Below are 26,388 nucleotides of genomic sequence, written 5' to 3' on the forward strand. Positions count from 1 at the left end.
ACCCTGGATTCCTTGCATGAGTTTGAGCAATTTCAGCTACTACCTGCGCGACTATCGCTTGTGGATGGTGATTGGTCTTATCGGCGCCGCTGGGCTGGCCAAATACGGTGAGGCCGAGGCCAGGCAGATCGGGATATGGGCGGCGATCGTGCTTGCAGCGCTGCTGGTCATTGCGCTGATCGTCTGGATCATCAAGCGGATCATGGCGCGGCGCGCGGCGCGGCGTGTGGAGGCGATGGTGCAGGGCGAGGCCGACAAGGCTGTGGCCAACGCGCAACCGTCGCAGCGTGCTGATACCGAAGCCTTGCGCAAGCGCATGCTGGATGCGGTGAAGCAGATCAAGTCCTCGCGGATGGGCATGCTCAAAGGCAAAGCTGCGCTGTACGAGTTGCCTTGGTACGTGATCATCGGTAACCCGGCAGCAGGCAAGAGCACGGCGATCCTCAACTCCGGGCTGCAGTTCCCGTTCGAGGATAACCGCAGCAATGTCATCCAGGGCATCGGTGGTACCCGCAACTGCGATTGGTACTTCACCACCAATGGCATCGTGCTGGATACGGCCGGTCGTTATTCGGTGAGTACCGAAGACCGCATGGAGTGGCTGACCTTCCTCGGGCTGCTGAAGAAGAACCGTCCGCGCGCACCCATCAATGGCGTCATCATCGCGGTGAGCATTGCCGAGCTGTCTGGCAGCAAGCCAGAGTTCGCGATGGAGCTGGCCAAGAACCTGCGCCAGCGTGTGCAGGAAGTCACCGAGCAACTGGAAGTGTTCGCGCCGGTGTATGTGCTGTTCACCAAGGCCGACCTGATTGCCGGTTTCAGCGAGTTCTTTGGCAATCTGGATCCAGGCGAACGCGAGAACGTCTGGGGCGCGACGTTGCCGGCCGATGTGCTGCAGCAGGGTGATGCACTGACGGCCTTCGACAAGCATTTTGACGAGCTGGCCGACGGCATCAAGGAAATGAGCCTGACCCACATGGCGATGCAGCGCGGGCGCGAAGTATCGCCGGGCCTGCTGTCCTTGCCGCTGGAGTTCGTCGGCATCAAACCAGCGCTGCGGACCTTCATCGCCACGCTGTTCGAAGACAATCCCTATCAGTTCAAGCCAGTGTTCCGTGGCTTCTACTTCAGCAGTGCGCTGCAGGAGGGTCGCTCGGTCCACCATGCGTCCGAGCGCGTGGGCAGGCAGTTTGGCCTGCAACGCGGTTCGAACGTGGACGAGGCACCAAGCGGGCAGACCGCCTTCTTCCTGAAGGACCTGTTCCGCAAGGTGATCTTTGCCGACCGCGATCTGGTACGGCAGTACGCGAGCCCGCACCAGAACCGCCTGCGCTACGGCGTTTTCCTGGGCGCGGTGGGTGTGCTGGCGCTCGGGCTTGGCCTGTGGACCTGGTCCTACACCACCAATGCGCAGCTGGTGGCCAATGCCACCAAGGATCTGGACCAGGCCGTGCGCGTGCAGAAGGACCGCATGGATCTGAAGTCCCGCGTCGATGCGCTGCTGCTGTTGCAGGACCGCATGGAGCAGCTGGACCGCTATAAGAAGGAAGGCGGCATCACCACCAGCCTCGGCCTGTACCAGGGCGACGCGATCCGCGAGAAGCTGCTGCGTGAGTACAACCACGGCATGCAGCAGGTAATGCTGGCGCCCACCGTTTCCAACCTCGAGAACTATCTTGGGCAGGTGGTTGCCGAACGCGACAAGCTCGGCCAGGCCAACGCTGGGGCTGCGGAGAGCGAGACGCTGTACCAGAACGCATCGCCGACCAGCACCAACGACGCCTATAACGCGCTCAAGACCTACTTGATGCTGGGCAATCCCAAGTACGTGGAAGGCGCACATCTGTCGCAGCAACTGACGCTGTTCTGGCGCAACTGGCTGGAAGCCAATCGTGGGCAGATGAGCCGCGAGGAAATGGTCCGGGCTGCTGAGAAGCTGATGACCTTCTATGTGGCGCAAGCAGGCAAGCCGGGCTGGCCGCAGGTGCAGAACAAGGTGACGCTGGTCACCGATTCACGCCAGGCCTTGTCGCAGGTGATGAAGGGCCAGCCGGCGATGGAACGCGTATTCGCGCAGATCAAGGCACGTGCCGGTGCACGTTTTGGCACGGTGACGGTAGATGGCCTGGTGGGCGAGGAGCGCAATGCGCGCCTGATCAATGGCAGTTACGCCATCTCGGGTGCCTTCAGCCGCAAGGCCTGGGAAGACTATGTGCAGGATGCGATCAAGGAAGCGGCCAATACCCAGCTGAGCACTACCGACTGGGTGCTGGGCACGACCGAACAAAGCGACCTGTCGCTGGCCGGTAGCCCGGAACACGTGTCGCGTGAACTGGTCACGATGTACAAGCAGGAGTACGCACGCGAGTGGGGCAAGTTCGTTGCCGGCCTGAGTGTTGCCGAGTTCAATACCTTTGACGAGGCCACGGCGCGCATCAACCGGCTTGGTGATGCCAGCAACTCGCCGCTGCGTACCCTGCTTGAGAAGATCAACGAGGAAACCATCTGGGACAACCCGCCTGCACAGGCGCGTTCCAGCAAGTCCGGAAAGGGCTTCGTGGCGTGGTTCCAGCGCACCATCCTGCGCAAGGACCCGGCTGCGGCCGCCGCTGCCGCGCCGGTGGGGCCGATTGGCAAGGCGTTTGAAGGCATCGCTCGGCTCACCATGCCGCGCGGCGATCAGCCGGCGGTAATTGCTGCCTACTTCGATACCTTGGGCAAGCTGCGGGCACGCTTGAATGCCATCAAGTCGCAAGGCGACGTGGGCGTTGGCGCACGCAAGCTGATGCAGGACACCTTCAGCAATGAAGGCTCCGAGCTGAGCGTGGCCTTGGCGCTGGTCGACGAGCAGGTCTTGAACGGGCTGGACGAGAAGCAACGCGAAGCATTGCGCCCATTGCTGCTGCGTCCGTTGACGCAGACGTTCGCAGCTCTGGTGCCGCCGACCGAAGATGAGGTCAACAAGACCTGGAAGGCCCAGGTCTACGATCCCTTCAAGGCGCGCATCGGCCAGCAGTATCCGTTCAACCTGAACTCTGATGTGGATGCTGCGGCCAGCGACATCGCCGCCATCTTCGGTGCCAGCGGCAGCATCGCCACCTTCAACAAGGACGCGATGGGGGCTTTGGTCCTCCAGCGTGGACCCTTGCTTGAAGCGCGTCGTTGGGCAGGCATCGGTATCAACCTGTCTTCCGAACTGGTCGCCAACTATGGCAATTGGGTAAGTGGCGCGGGTGCAGGCGCTGCCCAGGACACGACGATCTTTGAGTTGTTGCCGTCGCCTGCAACCGGTGCGGTGGAATACACCATCGAGATCGATGGCCAGCAGCTGCGCTATCGCAACACGCCGCCGCAGTGGACCACCATGCAATACCCGAACGCAGGCCAGATTCCTGGGGTGAAGATTTCGGCGGTTACGGGTGATGGCCGCACAGTGGAGGTGTTCAACGCGCCGGGCTCGAACGGCTTCAAGCGTCTGATGTCCGAAGGCCAGTACGAACGCCTTGATGATTCCAGCCGTATCACCTGGGAAGGCAGCGGCGTTGCCGTGACCGTGGAGATGCGCGTGGTGCGCCGTGCTGGCACGGGTTCCGATGGCAGTGATTGGCAGCGTGGCCTGCAGTTGCCGGAGCGGGTGGCAGGTGGCGTGCCTGTTGCCGCTGCGGCACCGGTTGCGCCTGCCGGGCAAGCACCTGCAAGTGCGCCAGCGGCGCCGCAGCAGGCTGCGGGAGGTGCACGATGAGTCGCGTTGTCAGTGCCGGGGTTTCCTACTTCGGAAAGGTGCCGTCTCGCGGTGACTTCGTGCGCGCCGCCGATAATCACCAGTTGCTTGGCTGGCTCGATCGCTGGGCTGGCGAGTCATTGGAGCTGTTGAGCCAAAGCCCGGACTGGAAGCAGCGTTACGACGAGGCGCCGGAGATCAATTACGCCTTCCTCGGCTCGCGCAGCAAGATGCTTGTGTGCGGCCACTTCCTGGCCAGTCGCGATGCCTCTGAACGTCGCTTCCCGCTGCTGTCAGCATTGCGGCTGGAGGCACCCGAGCCGCTGCCCTTCATCGGCCGCAGCCCCTTGGCGCTGTCCAACGCATGGTCGGGACTTGCCCGTTTGGCACGGCAGGCGAACGAAGATGCCGATGCAACGCAGGCGCTGAGCCAGCTGGCTGATGCTCGCTTCAGCATCAGCACCGATCCGGCCGACTACAACGCCAGCTTCCAGGACTTCCTCGAAGGCACCACCATCGCCAGCTTCGAGCAGCGCCTGCGTGAGGCAGGGCATGGTGAGGTTTCGTTGCGGCAGATGCTGCCGGCATTGGGTCTGCTGTTGCAGCCCGTGTTGAGCGGTGGCGAGGTGAACATCGACAAGGCATTGGTGCTGCCGCTGGTGCGCGACCCGGCCTACCGGCCGCTGGTGGCCGCGTTCTGGCTGGACCTGGTATCCAGCTTCGTGAGCCGCGGTGACTTCGAGCTGGCGGTGCTGATCCGCAACGATGCCAAGCCGAACATGGTGATCGGCTTCAACGGCGCGGATCGCATGGTACTGCGCGCGGCCTTGGATCCGTCCGAAGCTGGCGACTATCTGATTCACCTGCAGCATTCGGAGTGGGTGGACGACTACCTGCACGGCGACTACAACTTGAACCGCTTCGGCAGCTTCCTCGAACGCGATGACCTTGCATTGGTCACCGCGCGTCGGCTGTTCGGCGAGACCTTCCTGGGAACCTGACGATGCATTTGTTCAAAGTTAGCTATATCGCTGCGTTGATGTTGGTGACCACGCCTGTGTTCGCGCAGACCGCACCGTCGGCAACCGTGACGGCGCCGTCGGCAGCAGAACGGCCAGTGATAATCGAAGGTGTGGTGCCTGATCAGGCCACCAAGGCCAAACTGCTCAACAATCTGCGGGCGGTCTATGGCGCAGAGCGCGTTGTGGATCGTATCCAGGTCGAAAGCATCGCCACGCCACCCAACTGGGGTGACTATGTTGCCGGGATGATCAATCCCGGGCTCAAGCGCGTGTCGCCGGGCAAGCTTGAGGTCAACGGCCAATCCGTACGCGTCACCGGCGAGGTGGCCAATGAAGCGCTGCGCCAGCAGGTGGCCAGTGATCTCAGCCTGGCCAGCAACACCAGCTACACAGTCAACAATGCCTTGAAGGTGGGTTCACAGCAGGGCGTGCTGGATCAAACGCTGGCCAACCGCATCATTGAATTCCAGAGCGGCAGCGCCAGGTTGACGCCGTTCGGCATGAGCATCCTCGACGAGATGGTCGCCAAGATGGCGCAGATGCCGGACAGCCGCTTCCTGATCATTGGCCATACCGACAATGTGGGGCAGCGCGCATCCAATCTTTCCTTGAGCCATGCGCGTGCAGCTGCAGTGAAGAGCTACATGATGTCCAAGGGCATTCCCAGCACGCATATGGATGTGCTCGGCAAGGGGCCGGATGAGCCGGTGGCCGACAACGTCACCGATGACGGCCGCGCGCGCAACCGTCGTATCGAGTTCAAGATCCAGTAAAAGCGCTTTATCAGTTCTGAAAGAGAACGACGGGCTTAAAGCCCGTCGTTCTCGTTTTTGACATCGAGCATTTCTTCCATCTGCTCGAGTGTTGTGTGGTCCTTGATGACGCGCTTCAGCCAGACATGCAGCGGCATCTCGCCCCAGCTTGCGGCCTTCTCGGCCAGATAGGCGACAGGGCTGTGCGGTTCGGTGCGGCGGAAGAATTCGGCCACCTGACGCAGCTGTGCCAAGGCTTCCTTGCGGCTGGTCGGAGCTCCTGCTGGGCCACGTGGCGCGGCGCTGTTCACTGTTGGCTCGGTAGCAGCGATGGACGCGTTGAACGTGTCGCCAGCGTCATCAGCAGGATCATCCACTTCGCCATCGAGCAACATGCCGGCTTCGCGGGCAAAGCGCCGGACCGTGCGCTGCAGGTGGTCCAGCTGTTCGCGTACCGCGCTGAAGCTCGGACCATCCATGCCCAGGCGGCTGTCCACGGCGGCCTGCAGCTCATCCAGCGCCTGGCTGCAGTCGGGCAGGGCGGCAACCAGCTGCCGATAGACATCGTGCGACGTGCTGCGGCGCGCCGCTTCGAGAACGTCCAGGCTTGGACGGCCATCGGAATCGTCGCCATTGCTGGCATGCGCATGCTCGAAATCAGCCAGACTGAAGCGGCCCTGTGGCGCGACGGCGATGGGGATCGCACGCAGCCACTGCGAGGTGTTGGTCAGCAGCCAGCTCAGGTTGCCGATGCGTTCTTCGTAGTCGCCGTCGTGCGCCACGGGATGCACCTCATCCCAATAGCGATCGCACAGGCCTGCGGTGACCCGGAAGCCCGCAGCAAGGCCGCTGAAGCCGTCTTGTTGGGTTGCTGCTTCGCATAGCCAGCCGGCCAGCCGCAGGTCCTTGGTACGGGTCTGCAGCAATTGGTTGCAGTCGCGCAGCACGCTGCCCCAATCGGCGTATTTGATGTCGGTCTGCCACGCCCCTTGGTCCAGGGTAGGGTCGTCGGCACGACGGTTTTCGATGATCCGATCGAACTCGGCCGAAAACGACAGGTCTTCACCGGTCGCAGCGTGTCCGTCAATCGGGGCCAGCAGGGCATCCTGATCCAGCATGGCAAATCTCATTGTGGGTTACTGGCCGATTCTAGCCCGGCGATGGGCAAGAGAATGTAGAGGCCGGTTGCAGGTCTGGAACCGGCCGGGCCTGCCTGCACTCGTTCAGCTTTTGTCTGCATCCGGTCCTGCGCCGTGGCTACAGGAATCATCTGAACATCGCCGGCAATTGCCATGTATGTCCGAACTTTCAGCAGGGCACTCAACGCGAGCGCTGGTCTTCAATCGCGAACGGGCAGGTCGATATGGCTGCTGCCATACCAGCGTATCTCCAGCGGCGTGCCGGCATCGGCCAGCGTTTCGTCACTGGGGTCCTTGCCACTCCCGAGGTTGAGCTGCCGGTCCGGCTGTTTGATCACTCCCAAGGTGACCACAACGCGACTCCCTGCAGCGAGTCTGCGGCCGATCAGGCGGGTATTGGCAACGCGTACGCGATGACGTTGAGAGGGTGCGAGAAGTTGGCGTTGGCTTGGATCCTGCGCATGGCTTAGCCGCTGCAGCCAATACGCGAGATCGAGATACTGGCCATCGGCGGTGAGCTCGTAGATGGCAAGCGCCACATCGGCATCGCGCTTGTTGAGGCTGAAATCGAGCATGCCGCTGAACGCGCCTGCCAGTTCGGTTTCCCGCGCCAGCGGCTCACTGCGGAAGACCAACCCGGCATGCGGGTCAAGCGTCCGATTGATGACATCGCGTGGCGCTTGCCAGCCCGCATCGCTGCGGTCGCGGAAATCGACGCGCTGCAGGCTGCTGCGCGCCGGAGCCGCTTCAGCGGCCAGCTGTTGAGTGCCGTCGTTTCCCGGTACCAGGTAGAGGCGCTGCTGGCGCGTAGGCATGGCTTCCAGCGTTGCCGCGTGTCGCCAACGGTTGCTGCCCATCACCTGCCAGTTGACCCGATCACTGAGCAATGCTGGTTTGGCGGCGCCTTTCAGCACGTGGTCGAACCATGCCAGCCGCAGCGCCTGCAGGTCGACGCGCGCCACCGGATCCGGACTGTAACCCTGCACCTGTTCCGGCACGCCAGTCTGCATGGTGAAGTGCTCGTAGGGGCCTATCAGCAGCGTGTGATCGGCGTCCGGGCGCTGCTTCAGGTGCTCACGGAAATAGTGCAGGGCGCCGATCTGGGCGCCGTCGAAGTAACCGGTTGTCGCCAGTACCGGAATGCCGATATCGGCGAACTCGCGCCCCTGCGGAATCATTGCCTGCCAGTAAGCATCGTAGGTTGGGTGCTGCAACCATTGTTGGAACAAGGGGTTCGCTGTGCCATCCAGTTTTGGCAGCTCGCGATAGGGCTGGCCGCTTTGATACCAACGGCTGTTCAGCGCATTCCATCGACCACTATCGCCATAAGTGGCGTCGTCCAACGAGGTATTGTTCGTTGTGTAGAACGGCCACGGATAGATGAAATTCAGGAAGATTCCACCCTCCATCGGCACGTCGATGCCGGGTGCGGTGGTTGCCGAGGTGGCGATGGCCTTGAGCGCTGGTGCGCCACGCTTGAGTGCTGCCCATTGGGTAAAACCGCTGTAGCTGCCGCCATACATGCCGACCTTGCCGTTGCTCCATGGTTGGGCAGCGGCCCAGGCAATCACCGCTGCGGCATCGCTGCCGTCGTGCTCATACGGACGGATCGGATCAGGGCTGCGGCCCTTGCCGCGACTGTAGGCAACCACGCTGGCATAGCCGTGTGCAGCCATCGTCTTGGCATCGGACCAGGCCCAGTCGTCGTTTGCATAGATGGTGAAGGTCAGCAGCACCGGTAGTCTGCGGGCCTTGGCTGGATGCACGGAGATGGCGGAGATGCGTGCGCCATCGGGCGTGGTGATGCTGATGTTGCGGTCGATGCTGTAACGCCGCGCGTCGTCTTCACTGATCGCCTGCGGCACCAGCGGCAGAAAGTCCGCGTATGCGGCATGCACCTGCCATGCACGCAGCAGGGCGGTGGCTTGCTCGTCGTTCAGTGTCGTGACACTGTCGGTGGCATCGACCAGCCTGTCCCGCTGTTCACGCAGGCGTTGCAGGTTGCTGCCGAAGGCGAACTCGGCCTTCAGGGCGGTCGGGTCATCGAGCTGCTGGAAGTAGTCTGCAAAACGCCGTTTCCATGCGTCTGCGAAACTGATCCGTTGCGTTTGCTGCAGCTGTTTGGCGCTCGCGTAGATCTCGTACTGGAGATACAACGGTGGCTGCTGAGGTGGATCGCTGCGCAATGCGCGCAGCTTGTGAATGCTTTCGATCGCCTGTAGGTATTGGCCTGCGACTATCTGCAGTCGGAAACGGGTATCCAGCAGTTGCTGCTCGTCGCCGTGGGGCAGGCGGTTCAAGGTGAGCCTTGCAAGCCCGGGCATTGCGGTATCTACATCGGCGGGTTGAGGCCGCGCCGACACGGGGGGCGACATGGCAAGGGCCGAGGCAGTTCCCGCGCCGAGCAACAGGAGTAGGGCAAGCAAGCCACGCATGGCAAGACCATCGGTTTGATCGTTGGCCTTCAATAGCACATCGCATGGATGCGCGTAACGGCAGGTCTGTGTCGGTCGCAGGCTTGCAACAAGCGGGTGATGCCGGGTTTGGATGCGTTGCGGCAGCCCGGCTCATGGCAGGCACGAACCCGTTGGACCTCAGTACGGAAAGCACAACGGGCAGGCCACAGGCCTGCCCGTTGCATTCACGGCCAGAGGCGCTCGGTCAGCCGAGGATGCCCGGCAGATCCAGTCCCTTCTCCTTGGCGCAGTTGATGGCGATGTCGTAGCCGGCATCGGCATGGCGCATCACGCCGGTGCCGGGGTCGTTCCACAGCACGCGTGCGATGCGCTGGTCGGCGGCCTCGCTGCCGTCGCAGACGATGACCACGCCGGAGTGCTGCGAGTAGCCCATGCCAACGCCGCCGCCGTGGTGCAGGCTTACCCAGGTGGCGCCGCCGGCGACATTGAGCATGGCGTTCAGCAGTGGCCAATCGGAGACCGCATCCGAGCCGTCCTTCATCGATTCGGTTTCGCGATTGGGCGAGGCGACGCTGCCACTGTCCAGATGGTCACGGCCAATCACCACCGGCGCGCTGAGTTCACCGTTGCGCACCATTTCGTTGAAGGCCAGGCCGAGCTTGTGGCGAAGGCCAAGGCCAACCCAGCAGATACGCGCTGGCAGGCCCTGGAAACTGATGCGCTCACGCGCCATGTCCAGCCAACGGTGCAGGTTGGGATCATCTGCGATGATTTCCTTGACCTTGGCGTCGGTCTTGTAGATGTCCTCCGGGTCGCCACTCAGTGCCACCCAACGGAACGGGCCGATGCCGCGGCAGAACAGCGGGCGCACATAGGCAGGTACGAAACCGGGGAAATCGAAGGCATTCTGCAAGCCTTCGTCGAAGGCCATCTGGCGGATGTTGTTGCCGTAATCGACAGTCGGTATGCCAGCAGCGTGGAAGGCAAGCATGGCGTCAACGTGCACGCGCATCGCAGCCTTGGCGGCATCGCGGACCTTTTCCGGATTGGCCTGCTGTTCGGCCAGCCATTGCTCCACGCTCCAGCCAATCGGCAGGTAGCCGTGCACCGGATCGTGGGCGCTGGTCTGGTCGGTGACGCAGTCCGGACGCACGCCGCGGCGTACCAGTTCCGGAAGGATCTCGGCAGCATTGCCGAGCAGGGCAATCGACTTGGCGTCACCGCTCGCCGTGTACTTGGCGATGCGTGCCAAGGCGTCGTCGATGTCGCTGGCCTGCTCATCGACGTAACGGGTGCGCAGGCGGAAGTCGATGCTGCTCTGGCGGCATTCGATGGTCAGGCTGCTGGCACCGGCCAGCGACGCGGCCAGCGGCTGTGCGCCGCCCATGCCGCCGAGACCCGCGGTGAGGATCCACTTGCCCTTCAGGCTGCCGCCGTAGTGCTGGCGACCCATCTCGACGAAGGTCTCGTACGTGCCCTGGACGATGCCCTGGCTGCCGATGTAGATCCAGCTGCCGGCGGTCATCTGCCCGTACATCATCAAGCCCTTCTTATCGAGCTCGTTGAAGTGCTCCCAGTTGGCCCAGTGCGGCACCAGGTTGGAGTTGGCGATCAGCACGCGCGGTGCATCCGGGTGGGTGGGGAACACGCCGACCGGCTTGCCGGATTGCACCAGCAGGGTCTGGTTGTCGTCCAGGCGCCTCAGGGTTTCCAGAATCTTGTCGTAGCTTTCCCAATCACGTGCGGCGCGGCCGATACCGCCGTAGACGACCAGCGAGGTCGGGTCTTCGGCGACCTCGGCATCGAGGTTGTTCTGCAGCATGCGGAACGGCGCTTCGGTCTGCCAGGACTTGCAGTTGAGCGTATTGCCGCGAGGTGCACGCGGGTTGCGGGAGGGGTCGTGACGGGTCATGCATTTCTCCTGGTAGCAAATTCCAGACAAGCGCCAAGCACTTGCTGCAAGGTGTTGCGGACGGGGCTTGCGTGTTCGGGGTCGTAGGGCGTGGGCCAGCTGTGCTCGTCCACGTCCTCGGGTGCGGGTTCGTGCATGTAACCGCGGCAGCCCAGTTCCATTTGCAGGGTATGCACGCCGTTGGCGGTATTGCTGTAGTGGCGGGTGATCCAGCCACCCTTGAAGCGGCCGTTGCGCACGTGGCTCATGCCGCTCATGGCGCACAGGTTCTCGACCACGTCGGTCAGCGCGTTGTCGCAGGAGGTATCCGGCGCGCCGCTGGGGCCAGCGCTGCCGATATTGAACTGCGGCAGTTCGCCATCGAACAGATGCGGAATCAGGGAACGGATCGAGTGCGCGTCGTAGACGACCACGGTTTCATGTTGCGCGCGCAGGCGTGCGATCTCGCCGGCCAGTGCCGCGTGGTAGGGGTCGAACCAGGTTTCGCGCCGATACTGGATCTCCGCGTCATCGGGCTCATGCCCGGCGCGGTACAGCGGCTGGTTGTCGAAGGTGGTAAGCGGACACAGGCCGGTGGTGTTCTGCCCTGGGTACAGGGAGGCACCGGATGGGTCGCGATTGACGTCGATCAGCGAGCGCGAGATGGCGGTGCGTACCGTCGTCGCGCCCATTGCCTTGGCGAAGGCATAGAGCTCGTGCACCCACCAGTCGGCGTCACGGCGTGCCAGCCACGGCGACACGAAATGGCCAACGCGCGAAGCAGGCAGTTCGGTGCCGGTATGCGGGAAGCTGACGACAAGCGGAGCGTGACCGTGGTGGATCTGCAGCCAGTCAGTGGCGTTCGTCATGGGGATTCCTGGGGTAGGGGGGGCAATGTTCTTCCCTCGCTGGCGGGGGAGGATGCGCGAAGGGCAGAAGGGGGGCGCTTTACACGGTGAAGGTCAAAAGCCCCCCTCATCCGGCGCTTTGCGCCACCCCCGCCTTCGCGGGGGCAGGCTCTTCTTCCCGCAGGCGGGAGAAGGGCTTGCATCGCAGCTCGCGGCGAACTGAGCCTGGTCTGGAAGATTGCAGCGCTGCTCGCTGTCGCCTCTCCCGCAAGCGGGAGAGGATGCCCGGAGGGCAGATGAGGGCGCTCTTCGCGATAAAGCCCCAACGCTAGCCGGCAGCTCTGCATACGCTTCAATCAGGCCTTGTCAGTCACATCAACACCCGGCAACTGCACACCCAGGCCAGCCGTCAACGCGCCCGCGCGTACCAATGCAGTCGCAGCAACCATGTCCGGGTGGAAGTAACGGTCGTCCACCAGAGTAGGCACCTGCGCACGCAGGGTAGAACGCACCTGTTCCAGCGCCGAACTCGAACGCAGCGGCGCATGGAAATCACAGCCCTGGCCTGCAGCAAGCAGTTCGATACCAATGACATTGGCAGCGTTCTCAGCCATAGCGATAAGTCGACGTGCACCATGCGCAGCCATCGACACATGATCTTCCTGGTTGGCCGAGGTCGGGATCGAGTCGACGCTGGCCGGATAGGCGCGCTGCTTGTTCTCCGACACCAGTGCTGCCGCGGTCACCTGCGGGATCATGAAGCCGGAGTTCAGGCCCGGCTTCGGGGTCAGGAAGGCCGGCAGGCCGGACAGCGCCGGGTCGACCAGCATGGCGGTGCGGCGCTCGCTGATCGAGCCGATCTCGCAGACCGCCATCGCCAGCATGTCTGCTGCGAATGCCACCGGCTCGGCGTGGAAGTTGCCGCCGCTCAGTGCTTCACCGGTGTCGGTGAACACCAGCGGGTTGTCGGAGACGCCATTGGCCTCGATTTCCAGAGTGGTGGCGGCCTGGCGCATCACGTCCAGTGCGGCGCCCATCACCTGCGGCTGGCAGCGCAGGCAGTACGGGTCTTGCACGCGCACGTCATTGTCGCGATGCGATTCGCGGATTGCCGAGCCTTGCATCAACTCGCGCAGCACTGCGGCGGTGGCGATCTGCCCGCGCTGGCCGCGAATGCTGTGGATGCGCGGATCAAACGGGGTGTCCGAGCCCTTGGCGGCTTCCACTGACAACGCACCGGTAACCAGTGCGGCCTGGAACACCACTTCGATCTCGAACAGACCGGCCAGTGCATAAGCGGTCGAGTACTGGGTGCCATTGAGCAGCGCCAGGCCTTCCTTCGCGCCCAGCACCAACGGCTGCAGACCGGCCTGCGCGAAGGCAGCTTCGGCGGACATCCGCACGCCGCCGACAAAGGCTTCACCAACACCAATCATCACGCTGGCCAGATGCGACAGCGGTGCCAGGTCGCCGGAGGCGCCAACCGAGCCCTGGCAGGGCACCACCGGCACCACATCCTTCTGCAACATTGCTTCCAGCAGCGCCAAGGTCTGCGGGCGAATGCCCGATGCGCCTTGCGCGAGACTGGTCAACTTCAGCGCCAACATCAGTCGCACGACATCGACCGGCATCGGCTCGCCTACACCGGCGGCATGCGACAACACGATATTGCGCTGCAGGGTTTCCAGGTCCTCGCGCTCGATGCGGACACTGGCCAGCTTGCCGAAGCCGGTATTGATGCCATAGACCGGCTCGCCCTTGGCGACGATGGCATCCACCACCTGTGCGCTGCGCAGTACCGCGGCTTGGGCGGATTCATCCAGGCGCACGTTGGCGCCGCGATAGATCTGCCGCCATTGCGCCAACGGAACGTGGCCGGGGAGGAGGGTCAAGGTAGTGCTCATGCGTGCTCCAGCAGTGCGAGGTTCAAAGTGCGAGATTGAAGCGGGGGACGTTCAAACGGTTTGCCCGCGCCAGACGCGGGCATGCAAGGGGTTGAAGCCGATCCGGTAGACCAGGTCGGCGGGTGCCTCGATGTTCCAGATGGCCAGATCGCAGTCCATGCCGTTCATCAGCTTGCCGATACGGTTGCCGCGGCCAAGGGCACGCGCGGCTTCGCGGGTGAAGCCGGCGATGCACTCGGCCACGGTCATGCGGAACAACGTGGCGCCCATGTTCATCGTCAGCAGTGGACTGGTCAGCGGCGAGGTGCCCGGGTTGCTGTCGGTGGCCAGCGCCATCGGTACGCCTGCGTCACGCAGGCCCTGGATGGGTGGCAACACGGTCTCGCGGGTGAAGTAGTAGGCGCCCGGAAGCAGCACGGCGACCGTGCCCGAGGCGCGCATCGCGACAATGCCTGCTTCATCCAGGTGTTCGATGTGGTCCGCGGACAGCGCGCCATTGTGTGCGGCCAATTCCGCACCGTGCTGGTTGGACAGCTGCTCTGCATGGATCTTGATTGCCAGCCCATGCTGTTTGGCGGCGTCGAAAACCTGTTGCGCCTGCGCAGGCGAAAAGGCGATGTTCTCGCAGAAAATGTCGACGGCATCGGCCAGCCCCTCCGCGGCGATTGCCGGAATCATCACCGCGCAGACTTCGTTGATGTAAGCCTGAGCCTCATAGCCTGGCGGCACGGCATGTGCACCAAGAAAGGTCGGCGCGATCTCCACCTTGCGCAGCACGCCCAGTTCGCGCGCAACGCGTAGCTGCTTGCGTTCGTCGGCCAGGGTCAGGCCGTAGCCGGATTTGATCTCGATGGTGGTGATGCCTTCGGCCAGCATCGCATCCAGGCGGGGCAGGCTGGCCTCGATCAAGGCCGCTTCGTCGGCATTGCGGGTCGCGCTGACGGTGGAAACGATGCCGCCACCGGCCTTGGCAATCTGTGCGTAGGTCACGCCCTGCAGGCGTTGCTCGAACTCGCCTGCGCGGTTGCCGGCATAGACCAGATGGGTATGGCAGTCGATCAGGCCGGGGCTGATCCAGCGGCCATTGCAGTCGATGCGGTTATCGGCTTCAAATGCAGGGGCATCTGCTGCTGGCCCGACATGCAGGATGCGGCCATCGCGGGCGGCGACAACACCGTCGCGGATGTTGCCCAGTCCGCCCGAGGCGTCGTCCAGGGTCATCAGGTTGGCGTTGTGCCATAGCGTGTCGCAGCGCATTGTCCCTCTCCGTGCCTATTTGTATATACAATAACGGCGACCATCGGAGAGTGTCCAGTGACAACGATCAAGCCAGCCCCAACGGTTCGTTTCCACGCCGCCCACGCCTTGTTGCCGCAGGGCTGGGCGCAGGATGTGCGCATCGACAGTGTCGCCGGCCGAATCACCGCAGTGGTTGCCGGCGAAGCCTGGGACGGCCAGTCGCAGCGTCTGGACGTGGTGGTGCCGGGCCTGGGTAACCTGCACAGTCATGCCTTCCAGCGGGCGATGGCCGGGCTTACCGAGGTTGGTGGGCGCTCCGGCGACAGCTTCTGGAGCTGGCGCGAGCTGATGTACCGGTTCCTGGACCGGCTGGACCCGGAAACCTTCCAGGCCATTGCCGCGCAGGCCTACATGGAGATGCTGGAAAGCGGCTTCACCCGCGTCGGCGAGTTCCACTATCTGCATCACACCGAAAACGGCAGCCGTTACGCCGACCATGCAGAAATGTCGGTACGGGTTGCGGCGGCGGCGGATGACACCGGTCTGGGCCTGACCCTGCTGCCGGTGTTCTACGCGCACAGCGACTTTGGCGGAGCCGCGCCGACGCCGGCGCAGCGGCGCTTCCTGCACGACATCGATGGTTTTGCGGACCTGCTTGAAGGCTGCAAACGCGCCCTGGCAGACACGCCCGACGCGGTGCTGGGGCTGGCCCCGCACAGCCTGCGTGCAAGCACACCGGATGAGCTGCAGGCGTTGGTTGCATTGGCGCCGGGCCCGATCCATATCCATATTGCCGAGCAGACCCGCGAAGTCGATGCCTGCCTGGCCTGGAGCGGCCAGCGACCGGTCGAATGGCTGTATGCAAATGCCGCTGTCGATGCGCGCTGGTGCCTGGTGCACGCTACCCACGTCAACGACAGGGAAGTGCAGTTGATGGCGGACAGTGGGGCGGTGGTAGGACTGTGCCCGATCACCGAGGCGAATCTTGGCGACGGCCTGTTCCCGATGCGCGAGTTCGTGCGGACCGGCGGTCGTTTCGGCGTCGGTTCCGATTCCAATGTACTCATCGATGCAGCCGAGGAACTGCGTCTGCTCGAGTACGGCCAGCGCCTGCAGCTACGGGGCCGAAATGTACTTTCGCCGGGCGATCTGTCCAGTGGCCGCTGGCTCTATCAGCAGGCAGGGGAAGGGGGCGCACAGGCGTTGGGTGTACAGGCGGGGTTGAGCGTGGGTGCTGCTGCTGATCTGCTGGAACTGGATGCCGAGCATCCGGCCCTGCTCAATCGCAGCGGTGACGCCTTGCTTGACAGCTGGCTGTTCGCCGCACGTAATGGCGCCCTTCGCAGCGTCTGGCGCAACGGTCGGGCCCTGGTCCGCGATGGTCGCCACGTGAACCGCGATGCGATCAGCGCGCGTTACCGTGCCGCGCTTGCGCGGATACTGGGCTAAGGTCGGTTATCGGCCAGACACCGTCTCTTTCAGGAAACCCGAGTGAAGGGCAAGAAAGCTCCCACCCTCAATCACCGCATCCGCAGTGACATCGAAGGCCGCATCCTCAGCGGCGAATGGGAGCCTGGCTTCCGTATTCCGTTCGAACACGAGTTGATGGAACAGTACGGTTGCTCGCGGATGACGGTGAACAAGGTCCTGACCGCGCTGGCGGAGAGCGGCATGATCGAACGCCGCCGTCGCGCAGGTTCCTTCGTTGCACGGCAGCCGCCGCACCTGGAGCAGGTGGCGCTGGAAATCCCCGACATCGAGGTGGCGGTTACCGACCGCGGCCATGAATACGGTTTCCAGTTGCTGGAACGCGCGCACCGCAAGGCCAGGGAAACCTCGGCCGAGGAGCTGCAACTGGTAGGTGACGGCAAGTTGCTGGCGATGCGCTGCCTGCACCTGGCCGACGGCAAGCCGCTGGCGTTGGAGCGCCGCTTGATCAATCCCGAAGCGGTGCCGGAAACCTTGAAGGTGGATTTCTCCATCCATGCGCCGGGCAGCTGGCTGCTGCAGAACGTGTCATGGACGCGCGGCCAGCATCGCATCAGCGCGGTGGCCGCGACCGCCGAGGAGGCTGCGTTGCTGAAGGTTGCGGTGGGCACGGCTTGCCTGGTCATTGACCGCCAGACCTGGCGTGGCGAACTGCCCATCACCTGGGTGCGGCAGATGTTCCTGGGCGATGCCTACGACCTGATTGCCCGCTTCGCACCGGGCGCCCGCTGATTCTGCGCGTCTGATTCAATCCGTCCGATTCAATCTCCAGCCGAGCCGATGGCCTGGCTGGAAGCTGCTGACTCTCAGATGGTGCTGCACTGCCGCCAGCGCACTGGCTCATCCACGCCGGGGCGAGGGTTGAGCTGCACGCGGGTAGTGCGCAGCGCCGGGTAGCGCTGCAGCTGCTGGCAGATCAGCGGCCACACCTGGGCGTCATCGCCACTGCGTTCCACCGACAGGGTGGAGCGGGTCAACCAGATGCCGCTGACCACGCCGGAAGTGCCGGCCAGGGCTTTTGAAACGGATTGCTGGTAGCGCAGCAAGGTGGCGGCGTCCGGGTCCTGCACAAGGTCGCCCGGGTGGGGGGCGCTCGCTGCGGCGGCGGCAGGCTTGGCTTTGCTGGGCTCAGCGGCAGGCTCGGCTGCAGCTGGAGCTGGAGCTGCCGGTTCGGCAGTTGGTTCGGCGACAACCTGCGGTGTCGTGTCGATCGGTGCGGCTGCTGGGGAATCTCCTTGCATGGTCATGTAGCCCATGCCGGCCAGCAGGCCCAGGGTCGCTGCCGCCAATCCGGCAATGCCTGTGTGGCGGACCGCTTCGCGGCGGGCGATGCCGGTGACCGTTTCGTGCGCTTCGGTGGGCATGTAGGGCTTGAGCAGCTCCCACAACTGACGCGCATCGATGATTTCGATCGAGTGCTTTTCCGCCTCGGCCAGGCCGTCGCGCTCAACGTGGCCTTCGGTGATCAGCAGGCCGCCAGCGGCGCCGGTCAGGCTGATGGCCGAGGCAAGCTCATGGATGGCAGTCGCATCAAAGCGGTAGGCGCGGCCGTGCTTGCACGACACCAGCCAGCGCTGGCCGCCGCGCTGCAGCAGGAAATCGCTGCTGGTGCCGCGGTCGTTTTCATCGTCGTCGGTCAGCGGTTGCAGGTCGCGCTGCTCGGCCATGGCCTGGTGCACGATGCGGGAAAACTCGCGCCAGCGCATGCCAGCCAATGCCGCCAGGCCATGCTGGCGCTCGGTTTGACGGCGGGCGACCAACCAGAGGTATGCAGAAGCCAGGCCCCACAAGAGCAACGCAAGCAACAGGGCCAGAATCCACGAAAACATCGACATACCTGAAAGCCTATAGATGGCGCCCAGTCTATCTTCCCTGACGACCGTAAGAGCAGGCTGACTTCGCCTTTTTGAACTGCGCCCGTGAATTAATCCGCAGGCGTTGTCGCCGGCCAGTAATGGCTGTCGGGTAGCGCCCGCGCGCCAAAGATGGCCTGACCGACCCGGACCACGCTGGCACCTTCCTCGATGGCGATCTCGAAGTCCCCCGACATGCCCATCGACAGCTCATCCAGCCCGATGTGGGCAGGTGCGTGCTGGCGCAGCTGATCGCGCAGCTCACGCAGACGAACGAAGCAGGCCCGGACCTGCGCCGGCTCGGCGGAGAACAGGGCCAGGGTCATCAGGCCACGGACCCGCAACGCGCCAGAGCGCGGCAGGGCCTGCAGGAAACCGGCGACCGCTTCGGGTGCCAGCCCGTACTTGCTGGCCTCGTTGGAGCTGTTCACCTGCACGAACACGTCCAGCGAGCGGCCTTCGGCCTGCAGCCGACGTTCAAGGGTTTCGGCCAGACGCAGGCTGTCCAGGGCCTGGAATTCGTCGGCGAAGCGCGCCACCAGCTTGGCCTTGTTGGTCTGCAGGTGTCCGATCACCGACCAGCGCAGGTCGCCCAGATCCTGCATGGCCTCCCACTTGTGGTGGGCCTCCTGCACCTTGTTCTCGCCCAGCACGCGGCAACCGGCCTGATAGGCCAGGCGGATATGGGTTTCGTCGATGGTCTTGCTGACCGGCAGCAGTCGCACGCCGGCCGGATCGCGGCCGACACGTTGACAGGCCGCATCGATGCGCTCGCGGACCAGCGCCAGATTTCGGCGGAAGTCATCCGCGGTCTCGGCACGTGGGTAGTGGCCGTGCAGGGCGTGCCGGGTCTGGGTACCGGGATCAGGATCCGGGTGCGGGGTGTGCATGCGTGTCTCCAGCGTTTGCGGCCGCCGTCTGCTGCTTGCGTGAGCGGCGCGGTAAACAGTGGATTATCGCTCGCTGGCAGGTTCGAAACCCGGATTTCGGCCGCCTGGGCAAATCGCAGGCATGAAAAACCCGCCATCCGATGCCGTGAGGGGAGGGAGACTTACGGCGCGGTACTGCTGGCGGGTGATTGATTCTTGCTCAACCAATGCTGCTTTGCAACATCATTGATCTTCAGCGTGCTGCCCGTCGTGCGCGGCGCGGCTCTCGGCCCGGGTAAGGCGGCGGTTGAGGGCGTCCAGGCGGTCGTTCAGCGCCTCGATGTCCGAGCGCGAGGGGATGTCCATGCGTCGCAGCACGTTGTGGACCTGGTCTTCAAACGACTTTTCGACCTTGTCCCAGGTGCCGGCGGCGCGCTCGCGGGCCTGGCCCAGGGTGTTCTCCACGGTATCGCGCAGGCTTTCGCCTTTGCGAGACTGCTCGCGGGAACGGGCTTCGCTGTCCTGGCCTTCCTTGACCAGGGTGTCGAATAGTTTGCTGCCCTCGGCCTGCGCACGCGACAGCGCGCCCAGGCCTGCCAGCCAGACCTGCTGGGCCGACTCGGTCACCTTCCTGGTCAAGCGCTCGGCCTGGCCTTGCGCGCCAGTGGTGTCGTCCTCGTCTTCCGGGCGTTGCTCGTAGGTGGTCATGACGATGCTCCTGTGCGGGGTTGAAGAGGTCAGCTACACCGTAACGGCTTGGCGGCTCGAGTTGTGTGACGGTACCCGCTCAGCCGAGCTTGTCGGTCAGCACGCGTTGAATTTCGGACTCGACCATGCCTTTCATTGCCGACAGCAGGAAGCCAAGCTCGGCCTTGACCCGTACCGCACCCGGCAGCAGCTCGATGGCACCGTCCACGCCGGAACGGTTGAAGTGCAGCACCGGGCCGTCCCAGCGGGTGGCCACGTCGAAGCGCTCCTGCAGTTTTTCCGCGACTTCGGCGATGGCGGTGCGGGCCTTGTCATCGGACAGGGAATGGGCGTGCTGGATATCAATGGTGGACATGGCGTATGGCCTGGACTGCTGTTTGTAAGAAAGATGCGCCATTGTGCGGACCGGCGCGGCGTAGTCCAAGCCTTGCGTACACCTTCTGCATGACCGGATGACCTGCTAGTCTGCTGCCGGTGCGCACTCTGCAAGTCCATTTCAGTAATCGTCAGCAGCCGGATCAGTCATTGATGCCGGGTGTCCAGCGCATTGTGCGCCACGCCTCGGGTCAAGTCCGGTTGGGCGACGGCAGTGTTGGCCCATTGCTGTTGGCGCAGTTCTGTACCGATCAGCGCGGGGTCTGGTTGCAGGTTGCCAATGGCGGCCGCGGCATCCACGTCAACGGCCGTCCGGTGCGGCGCATGGCGCTGCTGCGCGCAGGCGATTCGGTATATGCCGACGGCGCGGAAATGCTGCTGCGTGGCGACTGTGAGCAGGTGGCGCATCCCCCTGAAGCCCCGACTGATGCTGGCGACGACCTGCGGGTGCTGTTGCGCGGGGTAGGTGGGCGCCATCACGGCCGCAGCTTTACCCTGGACACGCCGCGCGTCATCGGCAGTGATCCGGCCAGCGACATTCTCATCGACGACCCGGCCTTCGCCGCGCGTCATGCGCGTTTCGAGCGGCACGGTGACAAGGTTCTGCTGCGCGATCTGGGCTCGGCTGACGGCAGCCTGGTCAACGGTGTGAACACCCGCCATTGCTGGCTACAGGCCGGCGATCAGGTGGTGTTCGAAGGCAACCACCGTTTTGTGCTGGAAATTCCGCTGGGCCCGGCCTCGGCCAGTGTGGCGTTCCCGCTGGAGGAGGATGACGAGCCGGTCGCGCTCAAGCCATCGACGCTGGCACCGGCCAAGCCCAGGCTGCCGCGGCGTTGGCCGTGGCTGCTGCTCAGTGCCTTGCTGCTGGGTGCGGCGATCAGCGCCTTGTTGCTGTTCGGGGCACGCTGAGCACCGGTTCCGGTGGCGTTGTCCCGCCGCATGGGCCGCGCTGAAACAGCGGCCCGGAATGGGTGCAGATGCAACCTTTTCCGGATGGCCCAAGGCTGTTGCGCTGCGGCATACTAGGGGTTCTGCTCAACAGGTGTGACATGACGCGCGCATTCAATTTCAGTGCCGGCCCTGCGACATTGCCGGAATCGGTCCTGCGTCAGGCGCAGGCGGAGATGTTGGAATGGAATGGCGTAGGTGCGTCCATTGTCGAGATCAGCCACCGCAGCGCCGATTTCATGGCCGTGGCGGCCGAGGCCGAGGCTGATCTGCGCCGCCTGATCGGTATTCCCAACGATTACGCGGTGCTGTTCCTCGGTGGCGGTGCCACCACCCAGCAGGCACTGCTGCCGCTGAATTTCGCCAGCCCGGGCCAACGCGTGGACTACGTGGTCAGTGGCCACTGGGGCAAGACCGCGGTCAAGCAGGCCCAGCCCTATGTCGACGTCAACATCGCCGCCAGCGGTGAGGCCAGTGGCTATCGGGATATCCCGGCGCGCTCGCAGTGGCAGCTGTCGGACGATGCTGCTTATGTGCATATCACCGCCAACGAAACCATCCACGGCATCGAGTTCCGCGACGTACCCGATGTGGGCAACGTGCCGCTGATCGCCGACTTCAGTTCGTCGATCGCCTCCGAGCCGATTGATGTGTCGCGTTATGGCGTGATCTATGCCGGCGCGCAGAAGAACCTTGGCCCGGTGGGCATTGCCGTGGTCATCATCCGCCGCGACCTGCTGGAACGCGCCGGCCAGCCGCGTGCCGATATCTTCGATTACCGCTCGCATGTCGCCCGCGATTCGATGTTGAACACGCCGCCGACCTGGAACTGGTACCTGGCTGGGCTGATGTTCAAGTGGATGCTGGCCCAAGGCGGTGTTGAAGCCTTCGCCAGGCTCAGTCTGGCAAAGTCCTCGGCGGTGTATGACGCCATTGATGGCTCCGGCGGCTTCTACCGCAACGACGTGGCCGCGGCCGTGCGTTCGCGGATGAACATCCCGTTCTTCCTGCCCAGCGACGAGCTCAATGCGCGTTTCGTCAGCGAGTCCAAGGCGGCCGGCCTGCTGGCGCTGAAGGGGCACAAAGCGGTCGGTGGCATTCGTGCCTCGCTGTACAACGCGATGCCGCTGGAAGGCGCGCAGGCGCTGGCAGCATTCATGCGTGACTTCCAGCAGCGCAACGGTTGAACCAATCCCGCCGTGCGCACTGCGCCGGCCAGTAACAGGTAGACGATTCCATGGCGACCAAGCCAAGCAAGACCGCCAGCAAGGCCAAGCCGGCCACCGCAGCCAAACCTGCCGCCAAGAAAGCCGCGAGCAAGCCTGCTGCGGTTAAGAAGACCGCCGCCAGCAAGAAAGCGGTCACCGAGACCCTGGCCGTCGCCAAGCCGGTACTGTCGGATGTGCGCGCCAAGATCGACCAGATCGATCGCAGCATCCAGGCCTTGATCGCCGAGCGGGCCAACTTCGCCCATCAGGTCGGAAAGGCCAAGGGCAAGCTGGCGGCAGCCGTTGACTACTACCGCCCGGAGCGCGAAGCACAGGTGCTGCGCATGGTAGTGGACCGCAACGAGGGCCCGCTCAGTGACGAAGTGCTGGTGCACGTCTATCGCGAAATCATGTCGGCCTGTCTGGCCCAGCAGGAGCCGCTGAAGATCGGCTACCTCGGCCCGGAAGGCTCGTTCACCCAGCAGGCCGCGCACAAGCACTTTGGCCGCTCGGCGCTGGGTTTGCCGCTGGCCAATATCGAAGAAATCTTCCAGGAAGTGGAAAACGGCAACGCCGATTTCGGCGTGGTGCCGGTGGAGAATTCCGGGCAGGGCACGATCCAGATCACCCTGGACATGTTCCTGACCTCCAACCTCAAGATCTGTGGCGAAGTCGAACTACGCGTGCAGCAGTACCTGCTCTCGCGCACTGGCCGCATCGAGGACATCGAGCGCATCTACGCGCATCCGCAGGCCTTCATGCAGACCTCGGCATGGCTGCGTGCCAACCTGCCCAAGACCGAAAAAGTGCCGGTGTCCAGCAACTCCGAAGGTGCCCGACGCGCCCGCAATGCGGAAGACGCGGCGGCCATCGGCGGTGAAAGTGCAGGGCATGTGTATGGCTTGAAGAAGGTGGTGACCAAGCCGATCCAGAACGACGCCGACAACACCACGCGCTTCCTGGTGATCGGCCGCCAGCTGTTCCCGTCGTCGGGCCATGACCGTACCTCGGTGCTGGTCTTCATCCACGACAAGCCGGGCGCGCTGTTCGACGTACTCAGCCCGTTCGCGCGCCATGGCATCAGCATGAACCGCATCGAATCGCGGCCGTCGCACCAGGCCAAGTGGGAGTACGGCTTCTTCATCGACCTGGCCGGCCATATCGAAGACGCATCGATGCAGGCCGCGCTGGCCGAGCTCAAGTCGCATTCGGCGCAGATCAAGGTGCTCGGCTCCTACCCGGTCGCCGTGCCTTGAGTTTCGAGCCCCTCTCCCTGCGGGAGAGGGGTTGGGGTGAGGGTTGGCTGGCCGAGAGTCTTCAATTCGCTGCAGCCATGTGCTCCCGCACCCTCATCCGCCCTTCGGGCACCTTCTCCCGGAGGGAGAAGGGTTTGCTGACGCGCCTTGGCGCACTGAATACTAGAGAGACCGCATGAGTTCCCAGCCCTACTGGATTGCACGCAAAGGTTCCGCCCTGCAGGGCACGCTCGCCATTCCCGGTGACAAGTCGGTGTCGCACCGTTCGGTGATGTTCGCCGCGTTGGCCGATGGCGTATCGCATATCGATGGTTTCCTGGAAGGCGAGGACACCCGCGCCACCGCCCATATCTTCGAGCAGATGGGCGTGCGTTTTGAAACGCCGTCGGCGTCGCAGCGGATCGTTCATGGCGTGGGCGTGGATGGCTTGAAAGCCCCGCACGGTGAGTTGGACTGCGGCAATGCGGGCACCGGCATGCGCCTGCTGGCAGGCCTGCTGGCCGCACAGCCGTTCGACACCACATTGGTTGGTGACGCGTCGCTGTCCAAGCGGCCGATGCGCCGGGTGACCGGGCCGCTGGCGCAGATGGGCGCACGCATCGATACCCAGGACGATGGAACGCCGCCGCTGCATATCCATGGTGGCCAGACACTGCACGGCATCGATTACGAATTGCCGGTGGCCAGTGCGCAGGTCAAGTCGGCGGTGCTGCTGGCTGGCCTGTATGCGCAAGGCGAGACATCAGTGGTCGAGCCGCATCCAACCCGCGATTACACCGAGCGCATGCTGCGTGCATTCGGCGTGGAGATCGAGTTCGCACCGGGCAAGGCGCGCCTGCGCGGCGGCCAGCGCCTGCGCGCGACCGACATTTCAGTGCCGGCGGACTTCTCGTCCTCGGCGTTCTTCATTGTTGCGGCCAGCGTCATTCCCGGGTCGGAAGTGCGACTGTGTTCGGTCGGCTTGAATCCGCGTCGCACCGGCCTGCTGGCTGCGCTGCGTTTGATGGGCGCGGACATCACCGAGGAGAACCATGCCGAGCACGGTGGCGAGCAGGTCGCAGATCTGGTTGTGCGCTATGCCCAGCTCAAGGGCGCTGAGATTCCGGAGGCGCTGGTACCGGACATGATCGACGAGTTCCCGGCCTTGTTCGTGGCTGCCGCTGCCGCCGAAGGCCAGACCGTGGTGCGCGGTGCGGCCGAACTGCGGGTGAAGGAATCCGATCGTCTTGCGGCGATGGCCACCGGCCTGCGTGACCTGGGCCTGCGCGTGGACGAAACTGAGGATGGTGCGACCATTTTCGGTGGTCCGCTGGGCAGCGGCACCATCGAGAGCCACGGCGATCACCGCATTTCGATGGCTTTTGCCATTGCCGGTCAGCTCAGCACCGGTGAAGTGCGCATCAATGATGTCGCCAACGTGGCGACCTCGTTCCCGGGCTTTGACAGCCTGGCCAGCGGCGCCGGTTTCGGGCTCAGCGTCCGGTCCTGAACTCGACGGGTACCTGCACCACGCTGTTGATGGCGCGACCATCCCGCATCGCGGGCTGGAAGCGCCAGTGCTGCAGCGCCTGGATGGCGGCCTGATCCAGCGCTGGATCCACGCCGCCCTCGTGTCCGACAACCATCGCTTGGCTGACCCGGCCGTTGGCATCTATCTGCAGGCGCACGATCACGTCGCCTTCGAGCCCGGCATTGAGCGCGGCGGCAGGGTAGTCCGGCGTTGGATTGCTGGGCAGTGGCTCGGCATCGCGATTGCCGGCAATGCTGACCACCGTGGTGGTATCGGCCGTGGTGATCGACACCGGGCCGGTTTCTGTTGGTGTCTGCAGGCTGCGGTAGCCCACCAAGCTGAAAATACCCAGTACCGCCACCGCCAACAGGCCCCACAGCCAAGCTACAGCAACGCCGTGCGGGCGTGCTGCTGCTGGATCATGGCTTGCGCTGTGCTGGTGCGGGATGCTGGACATCGACATGGGGGCTCTGCGTAACGTCTACGCAGCAAGTCTGGTCCTGCACTCCCAAACGGCGAATGACTTTTGGCATGAACCGGCCCCGTTGGGGAGCCGGGGTTCAGCTTAAGGCGCCGGTTTGAAGTCGAACGGGATTTCCAGGCTGCCCTGCATGGGCTGGCCATTGCTTTGCGCTGGCTGGAAACGCCAGTTGCGAACGGCTTCCTGCGCGGCACGATCCAGCTCGCGCGAGCCACTGCGCTGGATTACCCGCACGTCCAGCGGCGCGCCGCTGGCATCGACATCCACGCGCACGATCACCGTGCCGCTTTCGCCACGGCGCAACGCCGCTGCAGGGTATTCCGGGGCAGGGCTCTGGTCAGGCAGTGGCACCGGCTGGTCGCTGGGAGCCGCTGCAGCGACTGGCGCTGTGGGCGGGGTCTCAACCGGTGCCGTCTCGGCGATGGGTTGCGGCGGCGGGGCAGGCGCGGTTTCCACCAGTTCCGGGGTTTCTTCCACGGCCTCCGGACGCGCATCGGGCATGTCGCTGGCACCGGCACCGGCAGGTAATGGCGCCGGCAGGGGCGCCAGTACCGCACTGTTGGCCTGCGGCTGAGCCGGATCGGCGCGGTAGAACTCGTTCTGGCGGCGGGCATTGAGCCAGACCACCAGGAACAGCAATATGCCTACGCCAAAGGCGATACCGGCGATCTTCAAACTGCTGCGGGGCAGGTGAAACGTGAAGTTCTGGTCGGAGCGGGAGCTTGGGGCGGACATGGTCTTGACCGTGTGGATCAG

Annotated in this window: 21 protein-coding genes; 9 read left to right on the forward strand and 12 right to left on the reverse strand. The window is 64.1% G+C overall.

Annotation, left to right across the window (positions count from 1 at the left end; translation table 11 throughout):
- The first annotated feature begins 16 nt into the window (after positions 1–16).
- Genes tssM through AC1VWL_RS00465 form a run of 3 tightly spaced genes read left to right on the forward strand, consistent with a single transcriptional unit; the run spans position 17 to position 5,516 of the window.
- Positions 17–3,742 carry a type VI secretion system membrane subunit TssM gene (gene tssM, locus AC1VWL_RS00455; RefSeq protein WP_482985358.1) on the forward strand — a complete coding sequence of 1,242 codons (3,726 nt, stop codon included), beginning with the start codon at positions 17–19 and terminating at the stop codon, positions 3,740–3,742.
- Positions 3,739–4,722: a type VI secretion system-associated protein TagF gene (gene tagF / locus AC1VWL_RS00460; protein WP_481514726.1), complete on the forward strand. Its 984-nt coding sequence runs from the start codon at positions 3,739–3,741 to the stop codon at positions 4,720–4,722. Before tssM ends, tagF begins: the two co-directional genes overlap by 4 nt.
- 38 nt (positions 4,723–4,760) lie before the next feature.
- A complete protein-coding gene (locus AC1VWL_RS00465) occupies positions 4,761–5,516 on the forward strand; it encodes an OmpA family protein (RefSeq protein ID WP_482985399.1) in 756 nt (251 codons plus the stop codon).
- A gap of 35 nt (positions 5,517–5,551) precedes the next feature.
- Here AC1VWL_RS00465 and tssA read toward each other — a convergent pair whose 3' ends face one another.
- From tssA to hutI, 6 genes are all read right to left on the reverse strand, one after another.
- Positions 5,552–6,613 carry a type VI secretion system protein TssA gene (gene tssA, locus AC1VWL_RS00470; protein ID WP_482985359.1) on the reverse strand — a complete coding sequence of 354 codons (1,062 nt, stop codon included), beginning with the start codon at positions 6,611–6,613 and terminating at the stop codon, positions 5,552–5,554.
- A 221-nt stretch (positions 6,614–6,834) separates the two neighbouring features.
- On the reverse strand, positions 6,835–8,934 hold the full coding sequence (locus AC1VWL_RS00475) for a CocE/NonD family hydrolase (RefSeq protein ID WP_482985360.1): 2,100 nt from the start codon (positions 8,932–8,934) through the stop codon (positions 6,835–6,837).
- Between the two features lie 361 nt (positions 8,935–9,295).
- Complete coding sequence (gene hutU / locus AC1VWL_RS00480) at positions 9,296–10,963, reverse strand: urocanate hydratase (protein WP_482985361.1); 1,668 nt, start codon at positions 10,961–10,963, stop codon at positions 9,296–9,298.
- Positions 10,960–11,811, reverse strand: coding sequence for an N-formylglutamate deformylase (hutG, locus tag AC1VWL_RS00485; RefSeq protein WP_482985362.1), 852 nt, complete (start codon positions 11,809–11,811; stop codon positions 10,960–10,962). Before hutG ends, hutU begins: the two co-directional genes overlap by 4 nt.
- Positions 11,812–12,146: 335 nt before the next feature.
- Complete coding sequence (hutH, locus tag AC1VWL_RS00490; protein WP_482985363.1) at positions 12,147–13,694, reverse strand: histidine ammonia-lyase; 1,548 nt, start codon at positions 13,692–13,694, stop codon at positions 12,147–12,149.
- A gap of 51 nt (positions 13,695–13,745) precedes the next feature.
- Positions 13,746–14,951, reverse strand: a complete 1,206-nt coding sequence (hutI, locus tag AC1VWL_RS00495; protein WP_482985364.1) for an imidazolonepropionase — start codon at positions 14,949–14,951, stop codon at positions 13,746–13,748.
- A gap of 66 nt (positions 14,952–15,017) precedes the next feature.
- Between hutI and AC1VWL_RS00500 the strand changes: the two genes are divergently transcribed.
- Together AC1VWL_RS00500 and hutC are read left to right on the forward strand one after the other, a co-directional pair.
- Positions 15,018–16,382: a formimidoylglutamate deiminase gene (locus AC1VWL_RS00500; protein ID WP_482985400.1), complete on the forward strand. Its 1,365-nt coding sequence runs from the start codon at positions 15,018–15,020 to the stop codon at positions 16,380–16,382.
- A gap of 42 nt (positions 16,383–16,424) precedes the next feature.
- The gene (hutC, locus tag AC1VWL_RS00505; RefSeq protein ID WP_481614430.1) at positions 16,425–17,153 is read left to right on the forward strand and encodes a histidine utilization repressor; all 729 of its coding nucleotides are present in this window, start codon (positions 16,425–16,427) and stop codon (positions 17,151–17,153) included.
- Positions 17,154–17,227: 74 nt separating this feature from the next.
- On the opposite strand, the gene AC1VWL_RS00510 is transcribed toward hutC, so the two are convergent.
- The 4 genes from AC1VWL_RS00510 to AC1VWL_RS00525 form a co-directional block, all read right to left on the reverse strand.
- The gene (locus tag AC1VWL_RS00510; RefSeq protein ID WP_482985365.1) at positions 17,228–18,250 is read right to left on the reverse strand and encodes a restriction endonuclease; all 1,023 of its coding nucleotides are present in this window, start codon (positions 18,248–18,250) and stop codon (positions 17,228–17,230) included.
- Positions 18,251–18,345: 95 nt separating this feature from the next.
- On the reverse strand, positions 18,346–19,164 hold the full coding sequence (locus AC1VWL_RS00515; RefSeq protein WP_482985366.1) for a YggS family pyridoxal phosphate-dependent enzyme: 819 nt from the start codon (positions 19,162–19,164) through the stop codon (positions 18,346–18,348).
- 222 nt (positions 19,165–19,386) lie between these two features.
- On the reverse strand, positions 19,387–19,851 hold the full coding sequence (locus AC1VWL_RS00520; protein WP_282267047.1) for a phasin family protein: 465 nt from the start codon (positions 19,849–19,851) through the stop codon (positions 19,387–19,389).
- 79 nt (positions 19,852–19,930) lie between these two features.
- Complete coding sequence (locus AC1VWL_RS00525) at positions 19,931–20,206, reverse strand: polyhydroxyalkanoic acid system family protein (protein WP_282267046.1); 276 nt, start codon at positions 20,204–20,206, stop codon at positions 19,931–19,933.
- Positions 20,207–20,325: 119 nt separating this feature from the next.
- Between AC1VWL_RS00525 and AC1VWL_RS00530 the strand changes: the two genes are divergently transcribed.
- The 4 genes from AC1VWL_RS00530 (at position 20,326) to aroA (ending at position 25,130) form a co-directional block, all read left to right on the forward strand.
- Positions 20,326–21,138: an FHA domain-containing protein gene (locus tag AC1VWL_RS00530; RefSeq protein WP_482985367.1), complete on the forward strand. Its 813-nt coding sequence runs from the start codon at positions 20,326–20,328 to the stop codon at positions 21,136–21,138.
- A gap of 140 nt (positions 21,139–21,278) precedes the next feature.
- The gene (gene serC, locus AC1VWL_RS00535) at positions 21,279–22,364 is read left to right on the forward strand and encodes a 3-phosphoserine/phosphohydroxythreonine transaminase (RefSeq protein WP_482985368.1); all 1,086 of its coding nucleotides are present in this window, start codon (positions 21,279–21,281) and stop codon (positions 22,362–22,364) included.
- Positions 22,365–22,414: 50 nt separating this feature from the next.
- Positions 22,415–23,641 carry a prephenate dehydratase gene (gene pheA / locus AC1VWL_RS00540; RefSeq protein ID WP_481614425.1) on the forward strand — a complete coding sequence of 409 codons (1,227 nt, stop codon included), beginning with the start codon at positions 22,415–22,417 and terminating at the stop codon, positions 23,639–23,641.
- A 175-nt stretch (positions 23,642–23,816) separates the two neighbouring features.
- Positions 23,817–25,130 carry a 3-phosphoshikimate 1-carboxyvinyltransferase gene (gene aroA, locus AC1VWL_RS00545; protein WP_481614424.1) on the forward strand — a complete coding sequence of 438 codons (1,314 nt, stop codon included), beginning with the start codon at positions 23,817–23,819 and terminating at the stop codon, positions 25,128–25,130.
- On the opposite strand, the gene AC1VWL_RS00550 is transcribed toward aroA, so the two are convergent.
- Together AC1VWL_RS00550 and AC1VWL_RS00555 are read right to left on the reverse strand one after the other, a co-directional pair.
- Positions 25,114–25,614, reverse strand: coding sequence for an energy transducer TonB (locus AC1VWL_RS00550; protein WP_481614423.1), 501 nt, complete (start codon positions 25,612–25,614; stop codon positions 25,114–25,116). The two genes, aroA and AC1VWL_RS00550, sit on opposite strands and share 17 nt — an antisense overlap.
- Before the next feature lie 102 nt (positions 25,615–25,716).
- A complete protein-coding gene (locus AC1VWL_RS00555; protein ID WP_481614422.1) occupies positions 25,717–26,367 on the reverse strand; it encodes an energy transducer TonB in 651 nt (216 codons plus the stop codon).
- Positions 26,368–26,388 lie beyond the last annotated feature (21 nt).

The sequence above is a fragment of the Stenotrophomonas sp. STEN063 genome (assembly GCF_056854515.1).